21 protein-coding genes and 1 tRNA gene are annotated in these 25935 nt (G+C 61.2%); 12 read left to right on the top strand and 10 right to left on the bottom strand.

Going from position 1 to position 25935, the window contains the following annotated elements; all coding sequences use genetic code 11:
- Positions 1-106: 106 nt before the first annotated feature.
- Complete coding sequence (aspS, locus tag OOJ09_RS28140) at positions 107-1897, bottom strand: aspartate--tRNA ligase (protein ID WP_269908387.1); 1791 nt, start codon at positions 1895-1897, stop codon at positions 107-109.
- Between the two features lie 200 nt (positions 1898-2097).
- Between aspS and OOJ09_RS28135 the strand changes: the two genes are divergently transcribed.
- On the top strand, positions 2098-3342 hold the full coding sequence (locus tag OOJ09_RS28135) for an MFS transporter (protein ID WP_269908330.1): 1245 nt from the start codon (positions 2098-2100) through the stop codon (positions 3340-3342).
- Between the two features lie 76 nt (positions 3343-3418).
- Positions 3419-4570: a ribonuclease D gene (gene rnd / locus OOJ09_RS28130; protein ID WP_269908329.1), complete on the top strand. Its 1152-nt coding sequence runs from the start codon at positions 3419-3421 to the stop codon at positions 4568-4570.
- Positions 4571-4614: 44 nt separating this feature from the next.
- Here the strand turns inward: rnd and OOJ09_RS28125 are convergent, their stop codons facing one another.
- Genes OOJ09_RS28125 through guaB form a run of 3 tightly spaced genes read right to left on the bottom strand, consistent with a single transcriptional unit; the run spans position 4615 to position 7137 of the window.
- Entirely contained in the window at positions 4615-5034 is a 420-nt protein-coding gene (locus OOJ09_RS28125; RefSeq protein ID WP_269908328.1) for an MAPEG family protein, read from the bottom strand.
- 29 nt (positions 5035-5063) lie between these two features.
- The gene (locus OOJ09_RS28120; protein WP_269908327.1) at positions 5064-5684 is read right to left on the bottom strand and encodes a hypothetical protein; all 621 of its coding nucleotides are present in this window, start codon (positions 5682-5684) and stop codon (positions 5064-5066) included.
- Entirely contained in the window at positions 5635-7137 is a 1503-nt protein-coding gene (gene guaB, locus OOJ09_RS28115) for an IMP dehydrogenase (RefSeq protein WP_269908326.1), read from the bottom strand. The genes OOJ09_RS28120 and guaB overlap by 50 nt, the downstream gene beginning before the upstream one ends.
- 285 nt (positions 7138-7422) lie before the next feature.
- On the opposite strand from guaB, the gene OOJ09_RS28110 reads away from it, so the two are divergent.
- The gene (locus OOJ09_RS28110; RefSeq protein ID WP_269908325.1) at positions 7423-8844 is read left to right on the top strand and encodes an MFS transporter; all 1422 of its coding nucleotides are present in this window, start codon (positions 7423-7425) and stop codon (positions 8842-8844) included.
- A gap of 10 nt (positions 8845-8854) precedes the next feature.
- Here the strand turns inward: OOJ09_RS28110 and OOJ09_RS28105 are convergent, their stop codons facing one another.
- Both OOJ09_RS28105 and OOJ09_RS28100 read right to left on the bottom strand, forming a co-directional pair.
- Positions 8855-9646, bottom strand: coding sequence for an RlmE family RNA methyltransferase (locus OOJ09_RS28105; protein WP_269908324.1), 792 nt, complete (start codon positions 9644-9646; stop codon positions 8855-8857).
- A gap of 79 nt (positions 9647-9725) precedes the next feature.
- On the bottom strand, positions 9726-11084 hold the full coding sequence (locus OOJ09_RS28100; protein ID WP_269908323.1) for a Ppx/GppA phosphatase family protein: 1359 nt from the start codon (positions 11082-11084) through the stop codon (positions 9726-9728).
- 375 nt (positions 11085-11459) lie between these two features.
- On the opposite strand from OOJ09_RS28100, the gene OOJ09_RS28095 reads away from it, so the two are divergent.
- The 4 genes from OOJ09_RS28095 (at position 11460) to OOJ09_RS28080 (ending at position 13550) form a co-directional block, all read left to right on the top strand.
- On the top strand, positions 11460-12392 hold the full coding sequence (locus tag OOJ09_RS28095; protein WP_269908322.1) for a lysylphosphatidylglycerol synthase domain-containing protein: 933 nt from the start codon (positions 11460-11462) through the stop codon (positions 12390-12392).
- 173 nt (positions 12393-12565) lie between these two features.
- A tRNA-Gln gene (locus tag OOJ09_RS28090) sits at positions 12566-12639 on the top strand.
- Positions 12640-13005: 366 nt separating this feature from the next.
- Entirely contained in the window at positions 13006-13215 is a 210-nt protein-coding gene (locus tag OOJ09_RS28085) for a hypothetical protein (RefSeq protein WP_269908321.1), read from the top strand.
- Positions 13215-13550, top strand: a complete 336-nt coding sequence (locus tag OOJ09_RS28080; RefSeq protein ID WP_269908320.1) for a DUF2958 domain-containing protein — start codon at positions 13215-13217, stop codon at positions 13548-13550. The genes OOJ09_RS28085 and OOJ09_RS28080 overlap by 1 nt, the downstream gene beginning before the upstream one ends.
- Before the next feature lie 181 nt (positions 13551-13731).
- On the opposite strand, the gene OOJ09_RS28075 is transcribed toward OOJ09_RS28080, so the two are convergent.
- The gene (locus OOJ09_RS28075) at positions 13732-16110 is read right to left on the bottom strand and encodes a hypothetical protein (RefSeq protein ID WP_269908319.1); all 2379 of its coding nucleotides are present in this window, start codon (positions 16108-16110) and stop codon (positions 13732-13734) included.
- 143 nt (positions 16111-16253) lie between these two features.
- Positions 16254-18083, bottom strand: coding sequence for an ATP-binding protein (locus OOJ09_RS28070; RefSeq protein ID WP_269908318.1), 1830 nt, complete (start codon positions 18081-18083; stop codon positions 16254-16256).
- 897 nt (positions 18084-18980) lie between these two features.
- On the opposite strand from OOJ09_RS28070, the gene OOJ09_RS28065 reads away from it, so the two are divergent.
- Complete coding sequence (locus OOJ09_RS28065) at positions 18981-20273, top strand: hypothetical protein (RefSeq protein WP_269908317.1); 1293 nt, start codon at positions 18981-18983, stop codon at positions 20271-20273.
- Positions 20274-20407: 134 nt separating this feature from the next.
- Here OOJ09_RS28065 and OOJ09_RS28060 read toward each other — a convergent pair whose 3' ends face one another.
- Entirely contained in the window at positions 20408-22099 is a 1692-nt protein-coding gene (locus OOJ09_RS28060; RefSeq protein WP_269908316.1) for a DNA cytosine methyltransferase, read from the bottom strand.
- Between the two features lie 383 nt (positions 22100-22482).
- Here OOJ09_RS28060 and OOJ09_RS28055 point away from each other — a divergent pair, with 383 nt between their 5' ends.
- The 4 genes from OOJ09_RS28055 (at position 22483) to OOJ09_RS28040 (ending at position 24784) form a co-directional block, all read left to right on the top strand.
- Positions 22483-22806, top strand: a complete 324-nt coding sequence (locus tag OOJ09_RS28055) for a DUF7673 family protein (protein WP_269908315.1) — start codon at positions 22483-22485, stop codon at positions 22804-22806.
- A gap of 125 nt (positions 22807-22931) precedes the next feature.
- Positions 22932-23990 carry a hypothetical protein gene (locus tag OOJ09_RS28050; RefSeq protein WP_269908314.1) on the top strand — a complete coding sequence of 353 codons (1059 nt, stop codon included), beginning with the start codon at positions 22932-22934 and terminating at the stop codon, positions 23988-23990.
- Between the two features lie 42 nt (positions 23991-24032).
- Complete coding sequence (locus tag OOJ09_RS28045; RefSeq protein WP_269908313.1) at positions 24033-24452, top strand: hypothetical protein; 420 nt, start codon at positions 24033-24035, stop codon at positions 24450-24452.
- A complete protein-coding gene (locus tag OOJ09_RS28040) occupies positions 24452-24784 on the top strand; it encodes a hypothetical protein (protein WP_269908312.1) in 333 nt (110 codons plus the stop codon). Before OOJ09_RS28045 ends, OOJ09_RS28040 begins: the two co-directional genes overlap by 1 nt.
- A gap of 134 nt (positions 24785-24918) precedes the next feature.
- Here OOJ09_RS28040 and OOJ09_RS28035 read toward each other — a convergent pair.
- The coding region (locus tag OOJ09_RS28035) for a protein kinase domain-containing protein (RefSeq protein WP_420107563.1) at positions 24919-25935 on the bottom strand (1017 nt) is incomplete at its 5' end.

The following is a 25935-nucleotide window of genomic DNA, read 5'->3' as shown; positions in this document are numbered from 1 at the left end:
ACCTCGACATGCAAAGAAGCCCGGCGATGCCGGGCTTTTTTGTGGATTTAGCGAATCGAATGAATCGGTTCGGACGGTTCTTTAAAGCATCGCCCGAAGCTCGCGATCAGGCGTCCTTCTTGGGCACCGCGACGCGCAGCGCCAGTTCGCGAAGCTGCTGGGGGCTCGCTTCCGAAGGGGCATTCATCAGCAGGTCGTAGGCCTGCTGATTCATCGGGAACATGGTGATCTCACGCAGGTTCTTGGCGCCCACCAGGAGCATGACGACGCGGTCGACGCCGGCGGCCATGCCGCCATGGGGAGGGGCGCCATACTGGAAGGCGCGGTAGAGGCCGCCGAAGCGCTCCTCGACCGTGGCGCGGTCGAGCCCGACCGTCTCGAACGCCTTGACCATGGTCTCGGGCAGGTGGTTGCGAATGCCTCCGCTAGCGATCTCGAACCCGTTGCAGACCATATCGTACTGGAAGGCCTTGATGCCGAGCAGGTCCTCGCCGTTCAGCGCATCGATGCCGCCCTGCGGCATCGAGAACGGGTTGTGGGCAAAGTCGATCTTCTTCTCCTCCTCGTTCCATTCGAAGAAGGGGAAGTCGACGATCCAGCACAGCTCGAAGCGCTCGCGGTCGACAAGGTTCAGTTCCTCGCCGGCGCGCGTGCGCGCCGCCCCCGCAAACGAGACGAACTTCTTCGGGTCGCCGGCGACGAAGAAGGCGGCGTCGCCGTCGGCAAGGCCGAGCTGTTGGCGGATCGCCTCGGTGCGCTCCTCGCCGATGTTCTTGGCGAGCGGACCGGCGCCTTCGAGCTTGTCGCCCTCCTTGCGCCAGAAGATATAACCCAGTCCCGGCTGGCCCTCGCCCTGCGCCCAGGAGTTCATGCGGTCGCAGAAGGCGCGGCTGCCGCCGGTCTTTGCCGGAATGCCCCACACCTCGGCCTTCGGGTCGTTGGCGAGGATGTTGGCGAACACCTTGAAGCCGGAATCGCGGAAGTGATCGGAGACGGCCTGCATCTCGATCGGATTGCGCAGGTCGGGCTTGTCGGAGCCGTATTTGCGCATGGCGACATCATAGGGAATGCGCTGGAATCTCTGCGTCACCGGCTTGCCGTTGGCGAAGGTCTCGAAGACGCCGCGCATCACCGGTTCCATGGTCGACAGCACGTCGTCCTGCTCGACGAAACTCATTTCAAGGTCGAGCTGGTAGAATTCGCCGGGCAGTCGGTCGGCGCGCGGGTCCTCGTCGCGAAAGCAGGGCGCGATCTGGAAATAGCGGTCGAAGCCTGACACCATGATCAGTTGCTTGTACTGCTGCGGCGCCTGCGGCAGCGCGTAGAAGGTGCCGGGATGGATGCGCGACGGCACCAGGAAGTCGCGCGCGCCTTCCGGGGACGAGGCGGTGAGGATCGGCGTCGAGAATTCCGTGAAGCCAACCTCGCCCATGCGCCTGCGCATCTCGGCGATGATCTTTGTCCGCGCCACGATGTTCTTGTGCAACGTGTCGCGGCGCAGATCGAGGAAGCGATACTTCAGGCGGATATCCTCGGGATAGTCCGGTTCGCCGAACACCGGCAGCGGCAATTCCTTGGCCGCCGACAGCACTTCGATCTCGCGGGCGAAAATCTCGATCTCGCCGGTCGGCAGGTTGGCGTTGGTGGTCTCTGGCAAGCGAGCCTTGACCTCGCCATCGACGCGGATAACCCATTCGCCGCGCACGGTCTCGGCGACCTTGAAGGCCGGCGAGTCCGGATCGGCGACGATCTGGGTCAGGCCATAATGGTCGCGCAGGTCGATGAAGAGTAGGCCGCCATGATCGCGCACGCGATGCACCCAGCCCGACAGGCGAACGGTCGAGCCGACGTCGCTCTTTCTCAACTGGGCACAGGTATGGCTGCGGTAGCGGTGCATTGTCATTGGTAAAAGTCCGGGGTGCTGGGTTGCAGGCCGAAGCATCAAGCCCGGCCTCAAAATTCGCGCGAAAAGCGCATGGGAGGCCGGATTTGTCAAGGCAAGCGAGGCTGGCGGCAGAGGGTCTTGCCGGGAAATGCCGCTGGCAAAGGCCAAGGTGATGGTCCAATAAGGGATCACCGACACGTGATCACCCCTTCATGTCCTCCATCCGCCCGCTGCTCCCGCTCCTTCTCGCTGCCGGCATCCTGCTCGGCGGCAACGGGCTGCAGAGCACGCTGATCGCACTGCGCGGCGCGCAGGAAGGGTTTTCCGCCTCCGCCATCGGCCTGATGGGCACCTTCTACTTCGCCGGCTTCCTGCTTGGCTGCCTGGCCATCACCCGCATCATGAAGGCGGTCGGCCATATCAGGGCGTTTTCAGCGCTGGCGGCGATCGCCTCGGTCGGCACCTTGCTGCTGGTGCTGGTCCTCGATCCGGTGATGTGGTGCGCGGTGCGCTTTATCGGCGGCTTCTGTTTCGCCGGGCTGTTCACCATCGTCGAAAGCTGGCTGAATTCCGGCGTCGCCAACAAGGATCGCGCCCGCGTGCTGGCGATCTACCGGATGGTCGACACCGGTTCCGTCACCGGCGCCCAGTTCCTGATTCCCGTTTTCGGCGCCGGCGGCTTCACCATCTTCGCCATCATGTCGATCATGATCACGCTCTCGCTGGTGCCGGTCTCGCTCGGCGACCGCTCCAACCCGATCCCGCCCGAGGAGGTCAAGCTCGACCTGGCGCGCGTCTGGCGGATTTCGCCGCTCGGTTGCTTCGGCTGCATCGCCGTCGGCGTCACCAACAGCGCCTTCCGCACCCTGTCGCCGGTCTATGCCGAGCAGATCGGCATGTCGGTCGCCGATGTCGTCACCTTCGTCAGCGTCGGCATTTTCGGCGGCGCCATCATCCAGTATCCGCTCGGCTACCTGTCCGACCGCTGGGACCGGCGCCGGGTGCTGTTGATAACGACCTGCTGCGCGATGCTGGCGGCACTGGCTCTGGTGTTCATCGCCGGCAGCAATCCGGCGCTTAATTTCGTCATCATCTTCATCTTCGGCTGTTTCGCCATGCCGCTTTATTCGCTGTCGGCGGCGCATTCCAACGACCGCGCCGACACCGGCGAGTTCGTGCTGATCAACGCGGCGCTGATGCTGTTCTACTCCTTCGGCGCCATTGGCGGGCCGTTCGCCGCATCGACGGCGATGCAGTATTTCGGGCCGAGCGCGCTGTTCGTGTTCAGCGCCCTGGTCTACGCGATCTTCATCGCCGTCATTCTCTACCGGATGCAGGCCCGGTCCGGCGTTCCGGCACAAAAGCGCGGCCGCTTCACCGCGCTTTTGCGCACCTCGACGGTTTTCGCGCGACTGGCCAGAAGAAACAGCGACCCGGACGGTCCGGTGGGGTCGTAACGACGGTGCCGGCGCTTGACGAAAGCCTTGCCGGCTGAAATTGAAGAAGACCCTACTCTTTGCCAAAAGCGATTTGATGCACGTCATCACCACCCAGAAAGAACTCGAGACCGTTCTCGCCGCTTTCGAAAAGTCGGATTTCGTCACCGTCGACACCGAGTTCATTCGCGAAACGACTTTTTGGCCGATCCTGTGCCTGATCCAGATGGCCGCACCGGGCGTAACGGCGCTGATCGACCCGCTGTCGCCCGACATCGACCTCAAGCCGTTCTTCAAGCTGATGGCCAACGAGGCGGTGGTCAAAGTCTTCCATGCCGCGCGGCAGGACATCGAAATCATCGTTCACCTCGGCGACCTCGTCCCGCATCCAGTGTTCGACACGCAAGTGGCGGCGATGGTCTGCGGCTTCGGCGACAGTGTTTCCTACGACCAGCTCGTGCAGCGGATCACCGGCGCGCGGCTCGACAAGTCGTCGCGTTTCACCGACTGGCGCCACCGGCCGCTTTCCGACAAGCAGCTCGACTACGCGCTGGCCGACGTCACCCATCTGATCGAGGTTTATCAGCACCTCAGCGCCGAGCTGGCGCGGGAAGACCGCGCCCACTGGCTGAACGAGGAAATGGATGTCCTGACCTCGCGCGAGACCTACGATCCGCACCCCGAGGATGCCTGGAAGCGGCTGAAGATGCGGCTGCGCAAGCCGCAGGAACTGGCGATCGTGCAAACCGTGGCCGCATGGCGCGAGCGCGAGGCGCGTGAACGCGACGTGCCGCGCGGCCGGGTGCTCAAGGACGACGCCATCTACGAGGTGGCGCAGCAGGCGCCGCGCGACGCGGCGGCCCTTGGCAAGCTGCGCACGACACCGAAGGGCTGGGAGCGCTCCTCGACGGCAACGGCACTGCTTGGCGCGGTCAACGCCGCGCTTGCCCTGCCCAAGGAGCAGATGCCGAAACTGCCAAAGAACTTCCAGCCGCCCGAGGGCTCGAACGCGGCGGCGGAACTCTTGAAAGTTCTGCTCCGGATCGTCGCCGAAAAGGAGGGCGTGGCCTCGAAGGTACTGGCCTCCAGCGACGACATCGATCGCATCGCGGCTGAAGGAGAAGCCGCCGACGTACCAGCCCTGCAGGGTTGGCGGCGCGCCGTATTCGGTGAGGCGGCGCTCAAGCTGGTGCGCGGCGAGATCGGCATCAAGTTCGACAACCGCAAGATCGCCGTGTTCGATCTCTAGTCTAGGTTTGCGAAGCGACCCTCCCACAAGGGAAGGGTAACCGCTCACACGGTCCCGAGCAGGTGAAGCGCGAACCATATCCAGGCGAGCAAGAGAATCACCGCACCCAGAAAGAAGGAGCGGCTGCGCAGGAGCAGATTGTTGCTGGTCAGGTGAACCCAGGCATGAAAATAGCGTGACGCGACAAAGATCCACGTCAGGGCCAGTGTCAGATAGTTGACGCCATTGGTCAGGTGGAGCGCCAGGCACAGCACGTAGAAAAGCACCGGCAATTCGAACTGGTTGATCAGATTGTTGGCAACGGTGACGCTGGATGATGGCTCGGTCGAGCGCACCTTGTACTGGCCGACCTTGGCCTCGCCTGACTTGACAGCGAAAAATCTGCGCCGGCCCATGACGCCGTAGACAATGTAGACCAGCAGCACATGCGCCAGAACAGGCCAGAAGATCGTGGTCTGGTTCATGGAACCTCCTGCCCTGATGCCGGATCAGGTCAACGTTGTTTCTGCGCCACCAGCCAGAAAACGGCAATGACGATGACCGGGATGGCGAGAAGCGCGAATTTGGTGACGATCAGCGCCGAGGCGAAGGACAGCGAATCCGGGTTGGCCGACAGGAAATCCGACAGAAGGCTGGCCACCGCGATGTTCTGGGCATAGTCGGCAAGCGTGTAGGGCAGCACCAGCACCAGCGCGAAGATCGACTGCATCTGCCCCGGCAGCACACGGAAACCCGTCAACCGCCTCCCTGTTGCCAGGACCAGGCTGACCAGCGTCATCGACAACAGCGCCGGGAACAAGAGATCGAAGGTCAGATAGTGCCAGACGAGAATGATCTCGCCACCGCGCCGGCCGAGCGACGTCAGCCAGGCCATGCCCTCGTCCGGCGTGAAACCGAGAAAGCGCGTGTCGAGTGACGGCAGGCCGCCGCTCAACTGGCGAAAGTAGAGGAATTCCAGCGCCGTCATGGCGATGAAAATCGCCGCCGACAGGAAACAGAGCGCGGCCGCGTGGCGTGGTAGCCGCAGGATCGTCGCTGTCAGGCTTCGCCCGAACCCGTACGGATCAGACTCCGCCGGGATAGTTCGGGCTTTCGCGGGTAATCGTGACGTCATGGGCGTGGCTTTCACGAAGTCCGGCGTTGGATATGCGCACAAAGGTGGCGCGTTCGCGGAAATCGGCAAGATCGCGACCGCCGACATAACCCATAGCGGCTTTCAGCCCGCCCGCAAGCTGGTGCAGCACACCAGACACAGGTCCTTTGTAGGGAACCTGCCCTTCGATGCCCTCCGGGACCAGTTTCAGCGTGTCGCGCACCTCGGCCTGGAAGTAGCGATCGGCGGAGCCGCGCGCCATGGCGCCGACCGAACCCATGCCGCGATAGGCCTTGAAGGAGCGGCCCTGGTGTAGATAGACCTCGCCCGGGCTTTCATCGGTTCCGGCCAGCAGCGAGCCGATCATGGCGGCGCTGGCACCGGCGGCGAGCGCCTTGGCGAGATCGCCGGAATATTTGATGCCGCCATCGGCGATCACCGAAACTCCCGATTTGTGCGCGGTTTCCACCGCCGACATGATGGCCGAAAGCTGCGGCACGCCAACGCCGGCAACGATGCGGGTGGTGCAGATGGAGCCCGGCCCGATGCCCACCTTGACGGCGTCGGCGCCGGCGTCGATCAGCGCCTGCGTGCCTTCCGCGGTGGCGACATTGCCGGCCAGGATGCGAACCGAGTTGGAGAGTTTCTTGGCGCGCGTCACCGCGTCCAGCACGCGCTGCGAGTGGCCATGCGCGGTGTCGATGACCAGAAGATCGACACCGGCCTCGATCAGGCGTTCGGCGCGCTCGTAGCCGTCGTCGCCGACGCTGGTGGCGGCGGCGGCGCGCAGGCGGCCCTGCGCGTCCTTGCTGGCGTGCGGGTTGAGCTGCGACTTCTCGATGTCCTTGACGGTGATCAGCCCGACGCAGTTGCCCTGCTTGTCGACAACGACCAGCTTCTCGATGCGATGCTGGTGCAGAAGCCGCTTGGCCTCGTCCTGGTCGACATTCTCCTTGACCGTGATCAGGTTCTCACGAGTCATCAGTTCGTAGACCTTCTGCGCCGGATCGGACGCAAAACGCACGTCGCGGTTGGTCAGGATGCCGACCAGACGGCCGATCTTCTGGCCACCGGTGCCGCCATTCTCGACCACCGGGATGCCCGAAATCGAGTAGGTGCGCATCAGCGACAGCGCGTCGGCAAGGGTGGCGTCGGGGCCGATGGTGACGGGATTGATCACCATGCCGGATTCGAATTTCTTGACCTGGCGCACCTGCTCGGCCTGCTCGGCCGGCGAGAAATTGCGGTGGATGACGCCGATGCCGCCGGCCTGGGCCATGGCGATGGCGAGGCGCGCCTCGGTGACGGTGTCCATCGCCGCCGACAGGATCGGCACATTGAGGTCGATGTCGCCGGCGATGCGGGTGCGCACATCGGTCTCGCCTGGCATGACCTCGGAATGACCGGGCTGCAGCAGCACGTCGTCAAAGGTCAGCGCCAGTGCGCCGGTGGACGTTTCGATGATTTTTGCCATGGCCAGCCCTCGGAATACAAAAAAGCGCTGGACCGGAATGGACAGCGCCGACTCGTTTCTTCCCTTTCAGGATTGGCGCTGGCTGGTACCACGTCCCGCCGCCGATGAAAAGCCGATGATTTCACGCTCCCGGAAAGGTGACTTGGTGCCGAAAGGACGCCACCTACGGTTGCCGGTCGCACAAAAGTGACAGCAAATTAATGCGACATCCGTGTCCAGCCGTGATACCCGCCCCTCATGCCGGTTCGCCCCCAGCCGGAAAGAGACTCTGAAACGGGCACGCTCGTGAACCGCACCATCCCGCTCATCCTGGCGGTCGCACTTTTCATGGAAAACATGGATTCGACCGTGATTGCCACATCGCTGCCGGCGATTGCCATCGACATCCACACCAGCCCGATCGCGCTCAAGCTGGCGTTGACGGCCTATCTCGTGTCGCTGGCGATCTTCATTCCGATCAGCGGCTGGATGGCTGACCGTTTTGGCGCCAAGAGTGTCTTTCGCGCCGCGATCGCGGTCTTCATCGTCGGCTCGATCGCCTGCGCGCTTTCCGGTTCGCTGCCGGCTTTCGTGGTTTCGCGTTTCCTGCAAGGCATTGGCGGCGCCATGATGACACCGGTCGGGCGGCTGGTGCTGGTTCGGGCGACGCCGAAAAGCGAGCTCGTCGCGGCGATGTCATGGCTGACCGTTCCGGCGCTGGTCGGGCCGCTGGTCGGTCCGCCCGTCGGCGGCTTCATTACGACCTATTTCACCTGGCACTGGATCTTCCTGATCAATGTGCCGATCGGCCTGATCGGCATCTGGCTGGCGACGCGTTTCCTGCCGGAGACCGAACCGACGGAAACGCCGCCGCTCGACTTCACCGGTTTCGTGCTGAGCGGGCTGGCGGCATCCGGCGTGGTGTTCGGCCTGTCGGTGGTCAGCCTGCCGGCCCTGCCGCCGATCGTCGGGGTCATCACCGTGACGGTCGGGCTGGTGTCGGGCGCGCTCTATCTGTTGCACGCGCGCCGCGCCAAAAATCCCCTGCTGGCACTCGAGCTGTTCCGCAACCAGGTGTTCCGCTCCTCGGTGCTTGGCGGCTCGCTGTTCCGCATCGGCATCGGCGCCGTGCCGTTCCTGTTGCCGCTGATGTTCCAGATCGGCTTCGGGCTGACGCCTTTCCAGTCCGGCATGATCACCTTCGTCTCGGCGATCGGCGCCATCGGGGTGAAATTCGTCACGGCGCTGATCTTCCGCGGCGCCGGGTTCCGCCGCGTGCTGGTCGTCGGCTCGCTGGTCGCCGCGGCGTCGATCGCCGTCAACGGCCTGTTCACCCCCGACACGCCTTATCTGCTGATGCTGGCCATGCTTCTGGTTGGCGGCTTCATCCGCTCGATGTTCTTCACCGGCGTCAACGCACTTGCCTATGCCGAGGTTTCGGCGGCCGACACCAGCAAGGCGACGCCGATTGCCGCCGTCTTCCAACAACTGTCGATCGCGCTTGGCGTAGCGGTGGCCGGCGGCATCCTGGAAGTGTCGACGAGCATCCATGGCGGGTCGCTGACGCTGGCCGATTTCCACACCGCCTTTTTCATCGTCGCGACGATTTCCGCCGCGGCGTCGCTATCCTTCATCCGGCTGGCACCCGATGCCGGCAATGCCGTTTCCGGCCATGGCCGGCTGACCACGCCCAAAACGCTGGAAACGGTAAGCCCGCCCGGCAACTGATCCGGCTGACTCAGGCTTCGGGCTCGCCCTGCCCTTCGCCATGGCTCCGGGCGCTCGAAACTTCCGGAACGTCCACTGGACGTTCCGATCCGCCGGACGGCGGCTCTCGCCCCTTAAAGTCCTTTGCCAGCAGATAAAGCTCGACCGATTCGTCGCGCGACGCCGGCGGCTTGACGTGGTGCACCGAGCGGAAATTCTTCTTGAGCATCGAGAGCAGCTCGTTTTCGGCGCCGCCCTGGAAGGTCTTGGCCAGGAAGTGCCCGCCCGGCTTCAGGACCGACAGCGCGAAATCAGCCGCCACCTCGCACAGATGCATGGTGCGGATGTGGTCGGTCCGCTTGTGGCCGGTGGTGGGTGCCGCCATGTCGGACAACACGATGTCCGGATCGCCACCCAGCGCCTCGGCCAGCTTCTGCGGCGCCAGCGGATCGAGAAAATCCATCAACAGCACCGGCGCGCCGGGCACCGCGTCCATTTCCAGATAGTCGATGCCGACGACATGTGGTTTGTCGGCCGTCGATTTCGTCCGCGCGGCGGCGACCTGGCACCAGCCGCCGGGTGCGGCGCCGAGGTCGATCACCTTCATGCCGGGTTTCAGGAGATGATGCTTGTCGTCGATCTCGATCAACTTGTAGGCCGCGCGCGAGCGATAGCCGTCAGCCTTCGAACGCTGGACATAGGGATCGTTGATGTGGCGCTGCAGCCAGCGGCGCGACGATTCCTTCAGGCCGCTCTTTTTCTTGATCCGCGTCTTCAGCACGCGAATGCTGGCTGATCCTGGTTTTTCCGGTTTCTTGGTCATTGCCTGATTTCTTATTTGAGCATGATCTCTGGACAAACGGAACCGTTTGTCCGCGAAAACCGGTCGCCACTTGTCGGGATCATGCTCTGCCACGCCCATCGTTGCGCCAGACGCCGTCATCGGCCATCAGCTCGCTCAATATGCCTTCGCGCAGGCCACGGTCGGCGACGCGCAGCCGCTCCGACGGCCAGACGGCGCGGATGGCTTCGAGGATGGCGCAGCCGGCCAGCACCAGATCGGCACGATCGGCACCGATGCAAGGGTTGGCGCAGCGCTGCTGGAAATCCCAGCCGACCAGTCTTTCGACCATGCGATCGACACTGTCGCGGTCCATCCACAGCCCGTCGACACGGCGGCGGTCGTAGCGTTCGAGATCAAGGTGAACGCCGGCCAGCGTCGTCACCGTGCCCGACGTGCCGAGCAGGTGGAAGTTCGGGCTGGCCTTGAGATGGCTCAGCCGATCGCGGCCGTCGAAGCTGGCCAGCCGGCCGGCAACGTCGTCGACCATGGCGGCGAAGATCTCGCGCGTCACCGTGCGGCCGCCGAAACGCTCGGCCAGCGAAACCACGCCCACCGGCAGGGACGTCCACGACACGATGTGGTTGGCGAGCCGAGGCGAACGGCGGCCGCTGAGATCGATCAGCGCGATTTCGGACGAGCCGCCGCCAATGTCGAACAGCACGACGCCTTGCGTGTCGCGCTCGACCAGCGAGCCGCAGCCGGACACCGCCAGCCGCGCTTCGGTCTGGCGGTCGATGATCTCGAGCTTCAGGCCGGCCTCGCGCTCGACGCGATCGAGGAACTCGACGCCATTTTCCGCCGTGCGGCAGGCTTCGGTGGCGATCAGCCGGGCCTTGCGGATCTTGCGGTTGCGCAACTTGTCGCCGCAGATCTTCAGCGCCTCGACGGCGCGGTCCATCGCCGGCTGGCCGAGCCGGCCATTGGCGGTCAGCCCCTCGCCCAGCCTGACGATGCGCGAAAAGGCGTCGATGACGCGGAACTGGCCATGCCGCGTCGGCACGGCAACCAGCAGCCGGCAATTGTTGGTGCCGAGGTCGAGCGCCGCGAACACCGGAAGCTCCTGCATCGGCGGCCGGCGGGTGCCCTGTTCGGGCCGCACCGACGCGGCAGCGGGCGAGGCCACCGACTCCGCCGGTCTGCGCGCTTCATCTGTCGGGGCAGCGGTCTTGCCTGGCACCGGCGACCGAATCTCCGCGGGCCGCGCCTCGTCGCGCGCGAAAACCTTGCGCCCGCGCCTTCGCTTGCGCCGTTTCTTGGGTTTGCCCTTGCTGGCCGCGTCGCCCGCCTGCCCGTCGGCGGAGCGGGCCTCCGTCGGGCGGCGCTGCTGCCAACTGGCGGTCCCCGAGCCTATCGCCCCTGGGGAAGCGCTGGACGCGCCCACCTCCGGCGCGCCGGCGCCGGTGTCGCGGTCTTCCACTTGTCGTTCCTTCCGGCGCCGCGCGAACCGATGATGGACGCTGCGGGCGCTTCAGTGTTTTAAGTTGCCGCCAGACTAACAGTGCCGCGCCCGATCACCAAGAGCCGCATGCTGAATTTTGCCGGCTGGGCGCACGAACTGCCTTTCCGGCCGCGCCGCGTAATGTATGCGCAAGCCAGGATTGGTAGCGCAACGCCTGCCGGCGCCTCCCGTTCAGCCGCTCTCGACACGGACAAATCCTGCTCCTGGCCGGCGCGGCAAGCCTTCGCGGTTGAATAGCCGGCTTCAATGAGGCATTCCTGAAATGGAAGAATCCGGACCAGCCGGCCTCCCGACAGAAAAGGAAGCGGATCCGCAACGCATGGCAGTCAGGCAATGAACTGGAGACGCTATTTCTGGCCGGTCGTCGGTCTCGCGGCGGTGATTTTCTCGCTGCTGCTGCTCTGGCACGAACTGCGCGGAATCTCGCTCGACGATGTCTGGGGCGGCATATCAGCGATTCCAACCCGCGGCTGGATCCTCGCCGCGCTGAGCTCGGTCGTCGCCTATGCCTCGCTCGCCGGCTACGACCACATCGCGCTCCTGCATATCGGCAGACGAGTGTCGTGGCTGTTCGTCACCCTGTGCTCCTTCACCACCTATGCGCTGTCGCACAACATCGGCGGCTCGGTGTTTTCCGGCGCCGTCATCCGCTACCGCGCCTACGGCACCAGGGGCCTGACCGGACAGGATGTCGGCATCCTGGTGGCGATCTGCTGGATCACCTTCGTGCTGTCGACGCTGCTCGCCTCCGGCCTTGTGCTTGTCTTCGAGCCGCAGGTGCTCGACCGGTTTTCCGGCATCGCCCATCACGGCCTGTCGCAAGGGGCGGGCGTCGTCATGCTGCTGCTGGTCGCCGCCTACATCTTCGGCAGCTGGCTGCATCTGCGCCCGCTGAAGATCGCCAGCTTCCAGTTGCATTATCCGGCGCTGCCGATCGTCGCCAGGCAGCTGCTGATCGGCCCGATCGAACTGCTGGCCGCCGCCGCGATCATCTTCTTCGCCCTGCCCGAGGCCCACAATCCCGGCTATTTCGTCGTGCTCGGCGTCTTCCTCGTCTCTTTCTCGATCGCGCAGATCTCGCACGCGCCGGGCGGGCTGGGCGTGTTCGAGGTGGTGTTCCTCGCCGGCCTGTCGGACATGGACCCTGTCGGCGTGCTGGCGGCACTGCTGGTGTTCCGGCTGTTCTACCTGATCATCCCGCTGATTCTGGGCCTGGGCGTGGTACTGTTCTTCGAACGCTCGCAGTTCAGCCGCAGCGAGAGCTGAGGCGGGATAGGTACGAGGCCCAGCGCGACGTTTGAAACGTGACGCCTGAAGCCCGCCGACAAAACCTGCCGATTGAACTGCGCAGCAGGCTTGACTATTTTCCGCTGGCGGCTACAAGGCAGCGCTCACAGCGGCTTGCCCGCTCGGCCCGCGCAGTCCATGACCGCGCCTGCTGGGGAATAGGTTAACGGTAGACCCACGGACTCTGACTCCGTTAGTCCTGGTTCGAATCCAGGTTCCCCAGCCATCTTTCAAGCGCTTGAAATCACTAAAGAAATCGCACTTCGTCAGACGCTGCAACGGTCAACAGTTTTGTCGCGTGTCGCGCTTTATACCAAATTCATACCAACCTGGTCTTTGGTAGGCATTCCGCCGTTGCCCACCACATACCACCAGGCGCGGCGATGCCTCGCCGAAGCCTACATCTCCTCCCCTGCCATAACCTCTGATTCACCCGCTCCCGCGCCGTTCTTCCTGCCTCCTCTACGGCGGGCCGCTCCCCTACGTTCATGGACAGGCGCAAGCGTTCCCTTTGGTCATCCAACTAGTTCGCTAGACCCGCCGTTCCCGGCTTCCGAAACGGCTGCAATGGGCGGCCGGATAGGAGGCCAACATGGCAACGAAGAAAGAAGCCGCACCCGCGAAGAACCATCCCTCGCACGGTGTCTACGTGACGGAAGGTGAAGGCGAGAAAGCCTTTTGGGCCAAGATCGGCTGCGCCTGGCAGCACGGCGACACCGAAAGCTTCAACGTCACACTCTCGGCTCTGCCGATCAGCGGGCGTCGCGTCGTCCGCGCCCGTCGCGAGCAGGAGGAGTGCTAATGCTCCTCACTCACGAACTCCGCACCCATCTCCGCCGCAACTCGGATTTCTCCTCGCAGCGCGAGCGCGATCACTATCCAGTTGTCAAATTTTTCATGCCCGACGCGTCGGCGACGTGGCTTTTCAGCGAACTCGCCCCAGACGAAGACACCCTTTTTGGGCTGTGCGATCTCGGCTACGGAGCGCCGGAACTTGGCCACGCCAGCCTCGCCGAAATCTCGGCGCTACGCGGCCCGCGCGGCCTCCTAGTCGAGCGCGATCGACATTTCAGAGCTACCAGGCCCCTCTCGGAATACGCCCTCGACGCCTGGAAGCGTCGCCGGATCGTCGCTTAGCGCGGCGATCCTGCTTCCCGGCGGCTCATCTGGAGCCGCTCTCGAAGCTTTTCGGAATGACGCCGGAAGGCTTGCCGTCACCTATCCGACGACGAAGAACGGCGCGCGTCGCCATTGGGGAGGATAGTGAATTTGAGGTCCGTCACCCTTCCGACCATACCTCTGCGGCCAGCACCGGGTCTTACTCGTCGACGTCACTGAAAATGGATCGGCCCTGCGAAGGGCTGGAACGAATTTGGGAAGGAGACGGGGGAGTAGGCGGTGTGGACGAACGAGCCGATATTTCTTGCCACCTCCAATCATCTTCGTCTCTCTCCCGCTCTTCTTCTTCCCTTTTTCGAACCAATGTATCTATATTTGATGATATCAACTTCTCCATTTCGGTGAGTGCTGGCAAATCGTCGATCTCACCTGAATAGAACTCGATAAGATAGTTGAGGCTTGCCTCGATGTCCTCGAAATTTTCCTGGGGGGTCAAACCAGAATCCGGATTTTCACTCGTATTTTCAATCCTTTCCATCAATACCGGAATAACCTCAGAATTTATCCTTCTGCTGAGTTTGACCAGCGTCAAAGGGCTGAGAAGCGCCAGAATGTCCTCGCGGTCAAGGAAGGAGGCATCGTTTGAGTAGATGAGATCATTCTCGATCCTTTCGGCTATGTCAGGCCGTAGTTCCGCAGGAAGAAGGCCGACGGAGAATGCACGAGCATAGACGTTGACTTTTGGGTCAAAGGCGATTTCCCGGCTTGCCCAAGCTTTGCGTGAGAGTATTACTCGATCCTTTTCCAAGACTTGGCGGAAAACGTCGTCTGACGCACGCTGCCATAGAAAATGGAAAAGGAGCCTGTTTATTCTGCTGCCGTCATCTGGTGCCTCGACAAGACGATCCACTAAGAGCGCATTCAGAGACTTGGGTATGACCACAGCATCTGGAATATGCTCTACCCCGTCACACAATACTTCCGACAAGATAGTTTCCACGCCAACGCCACGAATGTACAACTCTCGCATTCCCTCGGCTTCACGGAGACTCGCAGCTAAGGCATCTGAAAGTGTTGGATGTTTGAAGTGCCAATCTCGCCTGGCGCCGTCTGCTACCTCGACAAGGAATGACTCCCTTAGTTCGTTAAGGGATTCTGCGAGAGCCTCCCTAGATACATCATAAAACCGCACCACTATCTCTTGAACTTCCGGAAGCGGCCCACTTACTGGCATTCTACCCCGGTGCAAGAATACAAGCGTTAATGCGGCTCTGTGCGCCTTTGACAACTCACCAACAGTTTGAAGCAGAAACGCACGATTCTCGCGAACAAATTTCAGCAAAGAATCGTAGGACGCGGTTATATTTGCCGTATATGCCGGGTCGCCAATCTGGCGTGCTATCTCCGGTGTGAATGTGCTCTCCATTGAGAGCAGGTCAAGTGTCTTTTTTACGGCCAGTTTCCACTGCTTTGGCTGACGTCCGCTCTTAACGTGATTGTACAATATTTGTCGGCGTTCAATCTCACTGAGTTGTCCAACTTCAACGATCGCCGTGTTGTCGCGGAAAAGCGGGTGGTTCCTGGTTCCTAATTTGGGCTTTGCAGCTTCATAGATATGGCGTCGTGATGTGAGTACGAATGAATTTCCCGCTGCGGTGGCTGCCTGCAATTTCGGCATTATAGAAATCCAGTGATCGACAAAGTCCTCTCTTAGTTGGTTGGGACCAAATGCATCGTCTATCCAGTAGAATCCGCCGCTTTCTTCAGGATTCCAATTCTCCAGCAGCTCTTTAGGCCCGTCAGCCTTGTAGCAAACATGGTTTGGGCTGTCGGCCGCAATTGTTGACAGAACAGCAGCGATCGTCGATTTTCCCGTCGCGGGATTGCCTACCAGCATGACGATCTTATGCTTTGAGAGAGCGCGTACCGCTCTCACATGCGGCCCGGTCGGCACATATGCCCGCAACGAAGAGGCCATATGTCCCAGCAGAGATTTCGTCTGTGCTGCCCGTCGCTCGTCAAGGATCATCGACAGATCGCCGAGCCCATATACTCGGGGGACCAAAGCTCGCAGTCTCGCATTGCCTCGAATTATGCGGACAAGATATTCTTTCCCGAACACGTGGGGGTGAATGACGCCCAAGCCTCTAAGACGATCCTTGATGGCGATCGCCATCGGCCCAGAAACGGACATACTGGTCATGAACAGGTAACGGTCAACCTGACCTTTTTCGTTTAGAGCCGTAATGTGTTGGACCTCCTCAGCGAGGTCGGTCAATTTTAGTCGACGGCTGCCGTCGGAGCTAAATTTGCACTGCGCGGTGGTTATTGGGGAGTTACCATCACGTCCTGCCAATTTGGAAACAAAGACGGCGTCCTGGCCGCCGTCTTGAGCTTCGCGATATACCTCGACGGGCACGTTCATCACGTCCTCACAGACGTGGGCACACAAATCCTGGAAAGCCTTCCAGCCTAAAGTATGTAATGCCAAGTCCGTCCAAGCGCCTTGAGCGGTTCGTTGTTTCGCGGTCGAATTTGACGAAACCGTCTGCGCTGCGTCCAAACTTAATCTCTGCATTTTCAACTCTTAGACTTATCGATACGACAAGGTGGACACGCAACAACATGGGAAGGCTTTTGGCAAGTTTGGCAGCACATAGTTCACCGTTCGAGGCCTGCAAAGGAAGGCCATCCAAGGCGTGACTAAGGACTATCGGCGGGCTAGAAATAGCCTCCAATCCTCCGGAACCAGCCTTCGACTTCTGAGCCCGGGTCTCGCTGCTGGATGCGTGCAGCAGTCATCCGTTTGAACGCCTTAGTAAGCTGCGCCTTGGCCTTGTCGTCTCCCATGACGTTCGGCCAGCCTTTATGTGCTGAATATGCGACGGCGAAAGCCCGAGGCGCCGCCGGATTCAGGTTGTCAGGATGGTCAACGATACTGACGGCGAGCCCGAATTCATCGCTGATCGCGTCCGGATGCAGGTAGCTCTCGATCTCGTGCTTGGCCGTCTGCCCGGCCCATGAGTGGAGGCCGTCCTGTCGGCCGTTCACCTCGGCCACCGAGTCAGCGTACTTCTGAACGTCGCTGTCGTAAATGTGGAACTCGGGGCAGCCCAGGCCCCTCAGGTAGTGGGACGCGACCCAGTGCTTCAGCGTCGATCCGCCGAGCGAGACGAAGGCGCACCGGGTCTCCGTCAGGAGGCATGGAATCGTGTTATCGTGCTGATGGAGCGCGTGGCTGAGGTATTTTAATGCCTCCACGTCGCTAGGCCCCTCGACGCAAACGAGCACCTTGACTCGACTGTCCGGAGTCAGGCCGAGCGTGTCGGCGACAGCACCGAACACGTCCACTCCCTGCTGGATGGTCGGGGTCTCTGCCGGGCCGTTGCTCGACACGAAGCGGATGCTGTCGACCGGAAGATCTGCTGCGAGACCCGGGCTGTGCGTCGTCAAGATCACCTGGCAGTTGGACGCATTTGCGATCTCCTTGAAGGACTCGATCAGGATGCGCTGATTGCCAGGATGCTGTGAGGTTTCCGGCTCCTCGATGGCGTAGATGATGTTCGCCTTGCTGACGGTCGCCAGCTTGCGCTCGGCCTCCGCCTTGAAGAACGACACCAGGATGAGGCGGCGCACGCCGCTGCCGCGCTTGTTTAGCGGAATATTATCATCGGTCTCCATGCCTAGCGAGAATAGGCCGGTCCACTTCGCCTGCGTCGGCGGGATGAAGGTCGGGGTCAAAGCGTTTGCAAGGTTTGGGTCGATTGTTTTCAGCGCCTTGTGGGTGAGTTCAGCGATCTCGACCGACTTCTCGCGGACCTTGGCCTGAATCCGCTCGATCTCCTCCTGCACCTCGGCGATGGCCGTCTTGATAGCGCCCCTCAGCGGGTTCTGAACCTCGCCGTCCGAATCCTTGCTCGCGCGGTCCGACTGGAAAAGCGCGAACATTGGCAGATGCAGCTCGATCTGCTCCCAGATGCGCTTGCTGTCTTCCTTGGACTTCGAAATGGGAATAACAGTCTCGGCAAGCTGCAGGTCGCCAGCGGCAGCCCAGATCGCCTGCCGCATACCCGGATTGCCCTTCAGCTTCACTTCGAGCTTCTGGTCTTTGACAATGGCCTGGAGCTCTTTTTCCTTCAACTCTAGAAGGTTTGACACATCCTTGGCCGTGGGATGGTTGGCCAGGATGTAGGCCTCGCACCCCGGGGTCTTCTTGTTGCAGTCGTACACCTTCCGGATGACGAGGTTCCCGTTGGCTGCGACGAGGTGCTCGTCGGCGAGTGTCGTCATCGCGCCAGCATCCAGCGTAATCTCGTTCGGCAGGTCTGAGAACTCAGCAGTAATCTTCGCGTCGGTCAGTCCCGAACGGACGTTCGCGTCGGCCTGCTCGATCTTGATGGCTTCTCCGTTGAAAAAGATTTCTAGGGCCTCAAGGATCGTCGACTTCCCGATGTCATTTCGTCCGATAATGGTTGTCAGGTCCCCGAACTCGATCCTCCGCGCTTCCTGGTAGGCACGGAAGTTCTCTAGCGTTAGTGCGACCAGCCTCATCGACTCGCCCCCCCTTTTCCACCCTAAACGCATTCCACTCCTTCATCAGCAGAACCGCAACTCCTCCGATTCGTTACGTCCGTCGGCCAGCGAACCCTCTTCTGATGGACCAGTGGGGAGAATGGCGATGGGTTACAAACACCGGGTGGCATGCTCACCGAGCCACCAGCCGCGCGAAGCAGGCCCGTTTGGCGTCCCATCGATAGTACTCTCTCTGGGACGCTGGGAGGTTCAGGCCATCGCGCCGATGCGGCTGCCGCGACCAGCCTACAGCCTCGATTCAGCAAGACCCAATACCTAGGAGGATGCAAAACCTCTATCGTATGGGCATCCCAGACGCGAAATATTATTGCGCGTTGGTCGATAACTGGCCGAACGTGGCCTTCCATATGGTCCCCTCATCGGAGGCAGTCGGTCCCGTGTCGCGCTTCGCGCCGCTGTGCTGACACTCCTACGGCTGCCGTTGTTAAACCGAGTTCGGGGTCACGAATTTGCTCCGGCGACGTCGCGGCTCATGTCCGATTCTTCGGACACGCCACCGCCTGCACTTTATACGCTGCATTTTTCCTGCGCGGGCCTCTGGCCGGCGCTGGACGCCTGCTTCAAGGCGGCGTCCAATAAACACGCCGCCCATCTTCGGGAAGGGGTTCCCTCCAGGCGGCGTGCTTGAGTGACGAGTTTCATAATGATGACCGGCTACGCACACGTCAATTTTCCCCGTCCTGCTGGCGGGTGAGCGCCCGGCTGGGAAAGATCCCAGCCGCCCAACGCCCCATTACGGACCGCGAATGTCAACAATTAGATATATCAGGCCGTTACAACGCGTTCGGTCCTATCGAGCAGGTTTCCGTCCTGCATCCGGCAAATGGCCGTTCCGGGGGTAGCCGGCACGGGAGCGTGTCATTTGCCCAGCGCCGCTGGGACGGCAACAAGCATTGGCAGGAATTCAGCGTAGACGTCAGTGAGGCGCGGGCTATGGCTCTGAACCTGCTTGGGCAGGATGAACCCGCTGATATCTACATTTCCCAACACGCGTTCCACGGTCGGAGGCTGATCGCGCACCTGGCAGCGCTGGGCGCATGCTACGTAGACATCGACTACATGACGCAAGCAGCCTGGGCCGGCCGTAGTCCAAGCGTGGTTCTCGGCGCAATTCAGATCGAGCTGGAGGACGAGGGACTTCCGCAACCATCTTACGTACTGAATTCAGGGAGAGGCCTGTTGCTCGTGTGGTTGCATGAGCTTTTGCCACGTAGGGCTTTGCCTCGCTGGAATCGGGTTCAGCAGCGGCTAGCGGAGGCGCTGAAATCTTTCGGCGCTGACAAGCGGGCGCTGGACGCCGCGAGGGTGTTCAGGCTTGTCGGCAGCGTAAACAGCAAGGCGGAATGGGAGCGCCGCAAGGTAAGCATGATCTGGTGCCAGGGATCGCCAGAGATGCCGACCCGGTACCTATTCGATACCCTTGCCGACGAAGTCCTGCGGTTCACGCGGTGCGAGCTGGTCCTCCTGCGCAACGAACGCGCCAAACGCCGAGCGGCTCACCAGGATACCCACATTGCTCCCGCACGGGTCCTCACGGCCGGGACATATTGGGGAACGGTGCTTGACGATCTTCAGAGACTCCGCGCCCATCGCTGTCCTGAAGGCGCGCTCCCCGCTGGGCAGAGAGATGCCTGGCTCTTTTGCGCGGCCACTGCCATGAGTTGGCTGGCACCGGAAGCGGTTATGAGGCGCGAGATCGCTGCGCTTGCGGACGAGGCGGCGGGCTGGACCGAGCGACACACGAGGGAGCGGCTCGGTGCCGTGATCCGGCGGGCCCAGGATGCTGCGGCCGGAAAGAAGATCATTTTCCAGGGTCGCGATGTGGATTGCCGCTACCGCATGCGCTCAGGCACCATCGTCGATTGGCTCCAGATCGAGCCGGCCGAGCAGAAGGCGGCCGGATTGCGTGTATTGATAGGTGAGGATCGGAGTCGGGAGTTGGCCGCTGAGCGCGCACGAAAATCCCGACACACTCGGGGTGCGGCCGCACGTGAGGAGCAGCAAGCTGCACGGCTGCGAATGGGACACGCCGCGCTGTATCTTGCTGCATCCGAGGGAATGGGCGTGAGCGACCTGGCCGCACGTTTCGGGTGTAGCGCGGGCCAGATTTCGAAGGCGATGCGTGAAGCGCGGCAGGACGCTGGCTGATAAGCGAACCGAGCAATTCCGCTGCGTTTCACGGTTCGTCACGGTGTATGGTGGGATACCCTGCCCACAAGGGGCTGGGGGCGCTCCTACGGCCGTCGAGGGATTCTGCACGGTTGTCCCCGTCTGTGGCGCTCTCAGCCTGCCTTGCTCCGGCCAAGCTTCAACGGTCGCTGCGCTTGTCTCGCCTCAAGCTCCTCAGCCTGTAGCTGCGCCTGTACCCACGCATCAGCCTCTCCATACTCCCGGTCCCGCTTTCGTGCTTTCCTCTGGCTTGTTAGCTCCGCTTTCCGTGCATTGTCCTGGTCTTCCCAGTCGGCAAAGTCGCGGAGCGCCCGACGCAGAGACGACCTCATGCCGTCATTCAGCGGAGCCAGTGCCACCTGGAGCACCCTATCAAGAGCCGCCAATTCGTCTCGTGTCGAGGCGAGTCCGCGCGCAGCCACTTCGCGCTTGGCTCTGCGAAGGTTGGACAGTTCCTGTGACAAGTCCTTCGGCCGCTTAAACAAGCGATGCGCCTTCAGCCAATCTGAATAGGCTGTCGGCACCTCAAAATCTCTACTTTCGTGTAGCGCCCGATCGCCCGTTCCTTCTCTCAGGCATTTCGATGACCGTGATGTAGGGACGCGAGCTAGCGAATGGTCAGCAATTGCCCGGCCAATGCATTCGGCAAGAGGAGGAGCGACCGCGTTTCCGAGCATCTGTTTGATCTCGGTCTGCGTTGGGGAGGCTGACGTCAATAAGGTGCTGAAATTCACCGCCGTGCGATATCCGGGAACATCCCACTTCCAGTCCGTCGGGAAACCGCAGAGCCTGGAGAATTCCTCGAAAGTCGGTTGCGGCAACTTCCGGAGATCGATCCAGTCGACTGGACGCGGCTCGTAATCTTTTCCTACGCCTCCCGTCGACTTGCCTGTGACCGTCGGGCTGGGATCGCGGATCACCCGAACGTTGGGCGTTTGTGCTCCGCCCGGTCTGCAGAAATAGAAGCGGTCGGTAGGAAGTGACCTCAGTGCGATTTGGACATCCCGATCCTTGAGGCGTGTGTGCCCGCCTTCGCGAGCAAATTTCCTGTCTGCGGTCTTTGGCTGGACCTCCGTGACCCTCGCTCGACCGGGAATGACAATGTCTTCCAGCGTTGCGCCGAACGCCGACCCAAGCTCGTCGGCGACGGTTAGGTGCCGAACTGAAGCGTATTGCTCCAGGTATTCGAGTAGCCAGCCGTCGGAATCATTCAAGGCACCAGCACAGATCCACCTGTTACGGCCCTGAGCGGCACCGTAGAGGCTCGCATCGACGGCAGTTTCGGTCAGCCCGTATCCCAGCGCTCTGAACATTTCCACGACGCGTTTGTACGCGTGCGATTTCGTGAGTTCAGGGACGTTTTCCATCACGAAATAACGGGGACGTCCACACGCGATCATGATTGCGAACGCTTCGGTGAGCGCGGATCGCCAATCGCCATCCCCCCGTTGCGGTCCAGCGCGTGAATAAGGCTGGCAGGGAGGGCCACCGACAATAATGTCCGGACGGATCGTTGCCATTTCCGGGCCATGGCTGAGAATGTCCATCAGATCGGCGTGCTGGACAACCCGCCTGTGCTCGCTGAGGCGCCCTCTTAGAGGCGGCCGTTTCTTGCTACGCCAAGGCGGAATGATCGGCAGAGTGGGCAGCAGTCCGCGTGGAATCTCCTCTAGGTTTGCGGAATGGACCGCCAGGGCCGCCAGATTGAAGTCGAGGGACTTTACGATCTCGAATCCTGCCCGTTTGAGGCCGAGAGCAAAGCCACCCGCGCCACAAAAAAGATCAACCGCCCGTAGCCCCGCCATGCACGCCTCCCGCCAACGAGGTACGGCTATCGGAGAAGGATTTCTGTCGTCTTAACGTACGCAGCGACCCTGCGTAATCATTGAGGTGGCTCCGCTCCCCTTTGCAACCGATCATCCCCGCAAGACATGGGCTCCTTCGGTGCATCAAACCCGTGCACGAAGAGCCGTCGTGCACACGCGTTCCGCGAAGAAGTGACTTCATTTCAATGGTTTGTTGGGAATCGCTCTGACACTCCACTCATACTTCGCCAGTTCCGGAACACGTAGCCAGGGCGATTGAAACCTATGGCGGAAAACATTCACTCTCAGATTCAACCTAGGGCTGGCTGCGGTTCAAATCTCTCTGCGGCAACTTCAATCCGTCAACAAATTTGGAGGTGCCGATGACAAGGATCGAACACGAACAGCCGACTTTTGCAGCGGACTGCCTCGCGGTAGTGCGCCTCTTTCTCGTTGCCGAACAGGACACCAGCGCGTCTCGTGTCGTCACCAATTTCCTACCTGCCTGGTGGAATGCTGGCAGCCTAGGCGGATTCGACCCAACCGATCTTTGGCACCTCGATCATTGCAATACGAATGATGTCGTCGGGCTGATTTCGCTGATCGGGGAGACGCGCTTCTACCCCGACGCCTTCGAGCCGAGAGATCGCGTTGTCGCCCGGATCAGGACTTGGCGGCCTCACGTTTCCGGGGGGCTGGAACACTAGTCAGCCCGATCGGTTCGATCCGACCGGATCACATTCAACTCAACTGATGCTCGTCCGGCATTCCCGGAACGGCGGAGCTTGGCCAACTATTCTACTTAAGGTTGTAGAAAGGATATAAAACAACCATGAAACAGAGACTTTATCTTGATGTGTACGCGATGGGGCTGAGAGCTGGCTTCGAGGCAGAAATCGGCACCCACGTGTTCGATTTCGCCACGCTGCTGAAGGACATTTGTCGGGAGAGCGAAGGGCTCCTGGCACGTCCTGACGAACACTCCCCTGCCTCGCAGGTGGAACTCGGCTTCTTCGCCGACATGCGCCCTTTCGTCGAGCCGGAGGCATTCCAGCCGTCTCCCGTTGCGGTAACGGTTACGTCCGAGTCCGTCGAAATCTTCCGGGCTGGCTATGTCAATGGCTCCGTCAGAGACCTTGCCGAAGAAGACATCCGCGCCGCACGTGCCGCATATGTCGACCTTCCTCACGGATCGTTTCCGGTGGGCGAGAACATGCAGGTCAGGGCAATCCTGGTCGCGCCGGAGGCCGGCGGGCGCCTTCGCATTACTGCGGCCATCGGGCAGCGGGGAAGCAACAAGGCAGAGCATTTTTCTTGGCTTGCGGGAGATGCTGAGGTTGCAACGGGGGCTCCGGTAAGTGCCACAAGCATCGATAACGAATATTTCGTCACGTATAAGATCGACATCATCGAAGGGGATGTGTCGAACGGCCTCCAGTCGAGGTTGCGTCCTCGCGCGATCAGAAAGCTCGTCCGTGAAATCGAGCAGGTTATCTTCCTCGCCGTCGCGCAGCATCGTTCGCTGATCGACAGGCAGGAGGATGGCGAGCTTGAGGTGCTCCCGCACATCGGCCTGACCGATCCGAGGCGTCGAACAGGGAACCGGAAAAAAACAGAGCGCGAGAACTCGTTCTTCCGCATCAAGCGTCTTCCTCACCTGCGCGGTGTCACCGTCATGACGGAAGCATACCGGGCTCCTCGCATCGCCGCTGACGCGGTGGGCGATTGCACCCCCAGCAAGCTCATCAATGTGCGTCCGTTCTACCGGATGCAGGCGTACGGCCCGCGACACAGCCTGAGACGGCTCATCTGGGTTCCAGCACACAGCCGCCACGTCCGTGACGGCGGCAAGGTCGACATGATCGTCCTGCCTGCTCCCGAGCATGACTGATCAGCAATTCGCCTAAGGCCATTTCAAGGAAAGGATACCCCCATGGCACTGCACTTCGACCTAAGCGCCGTCCGCAAAAGGCTCGGCGAAGACGATTTCGAACTCTACACCACCCACCCAGGCGACTACGGCAAGGACGAGAAGCGCTGGCACCCCGTCAGTGATGCGCTGGTCTGGCTGTCGATGTCATGTGGCTACGGTGAGATCACAGAACCGAATGTCCTTCAGGTGGCAGCGCGCATCGCAACCTTTGAGGCGAAGCACGGACCAACCTTCATGACAGCGAAGGGCAGGTTTGGGATGACCGTCGAAGACGTGTGGCGTCATATCGGGCTTGCGACCAACGCCTCGACACTCACAAAAGCTCAGTTCGCCCGCTCGTTCGGTTCGCTGTACGCTCCCAATTTCGGCCGCTCAGCCCATTCGCATGTCGCTGAGACTTGCTCCGAGGCATCGCAATGATGAGAAAGGTGCACGTCCTCCCTTGGCTAACGGACCCACAACTCCTGCTGGCCGGCGAACCGCTGATGATCTCACAAAGCAACTGGCAGCACGAGCCAGGCGAAGATTGGTCAGCGGGCCTTTCGGTCCGCTATCACGGACACCCGGAGATATCGACCGAGCTTTGCATCGGTCGCGAAGAGATCGGAGATGAGGTTGGCTACGTCGCCGTTGTATCCGGAAACGATCTGGAGCCATTCCGCTACCTGTTCGAGACTTTACACGGGGCCATGCTCACCGCAGAGACTATGGCCGTCCAGCTCATCTGTGACAGACGCCGTGAGGTTGATTGATAGGTCCTGGGTGGGAATGCCAGCATTGCATCCAGGACCCACCATCAGCCTAGACTAGCGGGCAGATTGCGTTCAAGAGTTAAAAACAGGGTGTGTGTCAGCGTATACGACCCCTCTCACTCGCCCGTCGTCTGTTATTTGAAGAAATTGGGCGGGAGAGGCATTTGCCCAGGATGACGGAGCTTTTTTTGCGCCGACTTGGCGAACAACGTTAGCCAACGATCTTGGAAAGCTTCCTCGTCTTCGGCGTCAATCGCCAGAGGTCCATGCGCAAGACTGACCATTCCCGATACATTGGACAAAGCCACTTGGAAATCGCGGTCTCCTGGGCTCAAGGCAAACGGCGTTGACTCGTTCGCAGAATTGAACCCCCAAAAGGACATTTCGCGCCATCGAAACTCACGATCCTTGGGAGTTGAGGCAAAAACCAAACTCGCGCCGAAAGTATAGGTTGATGCGTCTGACGCAGAATATCGTTCGATCGTCGACCGCAATCTAATTGTCGCGAACGCCGCAATGTCCCACCCATTGTCGTATGCCGGAGCACCTTGGAGCCTCCCAGTGGTGACATGCTCGGGTTCTGAAAAAGACAGGTGCGCCGGGCCGAGGCTGATAGCCAACTTTTCACGGCGCGCGGCCTCAGATGACGATTCAATCTCGCCGAAAAGCCGCGCCATGATTGTTCTCAAATCCGCAATGGCCTCATTGGCGAGCGCTGTTCGTGCGCGCCGGGCAGCCTCGTCGGCGCGTTGCTTCGCTTCGACCGCAGCCTCCGCTTGCGAAACGAGGTTCCCGGCCGCCGCTAGAGCAAGATTGCTCGTGCGTTGAGGTTTGTCGGCGACCTCCTCTATTACCTTTGCGCACCGCTCCAGGTTCGGCCGAGAGGCAGAACTTTTGCGGAGCATGTTGTGCACGAGGCCATTTAGCCGAGGTGGCATCCCGTCCAATTCCGGTGGTTGGGCATTGAGATGAGCGCGCCGAATAGTATCGACATCGCCACCAAAAGGAGGCTTTCCATTTAGGAGGGTGTGCAGAATGCAGCCGAGAGCATAAACATCAGTGGCCCTCGTGGGAGGCTCCCCTAGCCACTGCTCCGGCGCGGCATACGGCGGCGTCAGCGAGCCGCGAAGTGTTTCAAGCGACGTGCTGTA

It is taken from the genome of Mesorhizobium qingshengii (assembly GCF_027563465.1).
GTDB classification, from domain to species: domain Bacteria; phylum Pseudomonadota; class Alphaproteobacteria; order Rhizobiales; family Rhizobiaceae; genus Mesorhizobium; species Mesorhizobium qingshengii_A.
Note: the sequence above shows the minus strand (reverse complement) of the source record. Positions and strands in the feature narration are given on the sequence as shown.

Bases quoted from the DNA above. Each gene is read 5' to 3' on its own strand.
- aspS (WP_269908387.1), bottom strand. From the start codon at position 1,897: ATGCACCGCTACCGCAGCCATACCTGTGCCCAGTTGAGAAAGAGCGAC.
- OOJ09_RS28135 (WP_269908330.1), top strand. From the start codon at position 2,098: ATGTCCTCCATCCGCCCGCTGCTCCCGCTCCTTCTCGCTGCCGGCATC.
- rnd (WP_269908329.1), top strand. From the start codon at position 3,419: ATGCACGTCATCACCACCCAGAAAGAACTCGAGACCGTTCTCGCCGCT.
- OOJ09_RS28125 (WP_269908328.1), bottom strand. From the start codon at position 5,034: ATGAACCAGACCACGATCTTCTGGCCTGTTCTGGCGCATGTGCTGCTG.
- OOJ09_RS28120 (WP_269908327.1), bottom strand. From the start codon at position 5,684: ATGACGTCACGATTACCCGCGAAAGCCCGAACTATCCCGGCGGAGTCT.
- guaB (WP_269908326.1), bottom strand. From the start codon at position 7,137: ATGGCAAAAATCATCGAAACGTCCACCGGCGCACTGGCGCTGACCTTT.
- OOJ09_RS28105 (WP_269908324.1), bottom strand. From the start codon at position 9,646: ATGACCAAGAAACCGGAAAAACCAGGATCAGCCAGCATTCGCGTGCTG.
- OOJ09_RS28095 (WP_269908322.1), top strand. From the start codon at position 11,460: ATGAACTGGAGACGCTATTTCTGGCCGGTCGTCGGTCTCGCGGCGGTG.
- OOJ09_RS28085 (WP_269908321.1), top strand. From the start codon at position 13,006: ATGGCAACGAAGAAAGAAGCCGCACCCGCGAAGAACCATCCCTCGCAC.
- OOJ09_RS28080 (WP_269908320.1), top strand. From the start codon at position 13,215: ATGCTCCTCACTCACGAACTCCGCACCCATCTCCGCCGCAACTCGGAT.
- OOJ09_RS28075 (WP_269908319.1), bottom strand. From the start codon at position 16,110: ATGCAGAGATTAAGTTTGGACGCAGCGCAGACGGTTTCGTCAAATTCG.
- OOJ09_RS28070 (WP_269908318.1), bottom strand. From the start codon at position 18,083: ATGAGGCTGGTCGCACTAACGCTAGAGAACTTCCGTGCCTACCAGGAA.
- OOJ09_RS28060 (WP_269908316.1), bottom strand. From the start codon at position 22,099: ATGGCGGGGCTACGGGCGGTTGATCTTTTTTGTGGCGCGGGTGGCTTT.
- OOJ09_RS28055 (WP_269908315.1), top strand. From the start codon at position 22,483: ATGACAAGGATCGAACACGAACAGCCGACTTTTGCAGCGGACTGCCTC.
- OOJ09_RS28050 (WP_269908314.1), top strand. From the start codon at position 22,932: ATGAAACAGAGACTTTATCTTGATGTGTACGCGATGGGGCTGAGAGCT.
- OOJ09_RS28045 (WP_269908313.1), top strand. From the start codon at position 24,033: ATGGCACTGCACTTCGACCTAAGCGCCGTCCGCAAAAGGCTCGGCGAA.
- OOJ09_RS28040 (WP_269908312.1), top strand. From the start codon at position 24,452: ATGAGAAAGGTGCACGTCCTCCCTTGGCTAACGGACCCACAACTCCTG.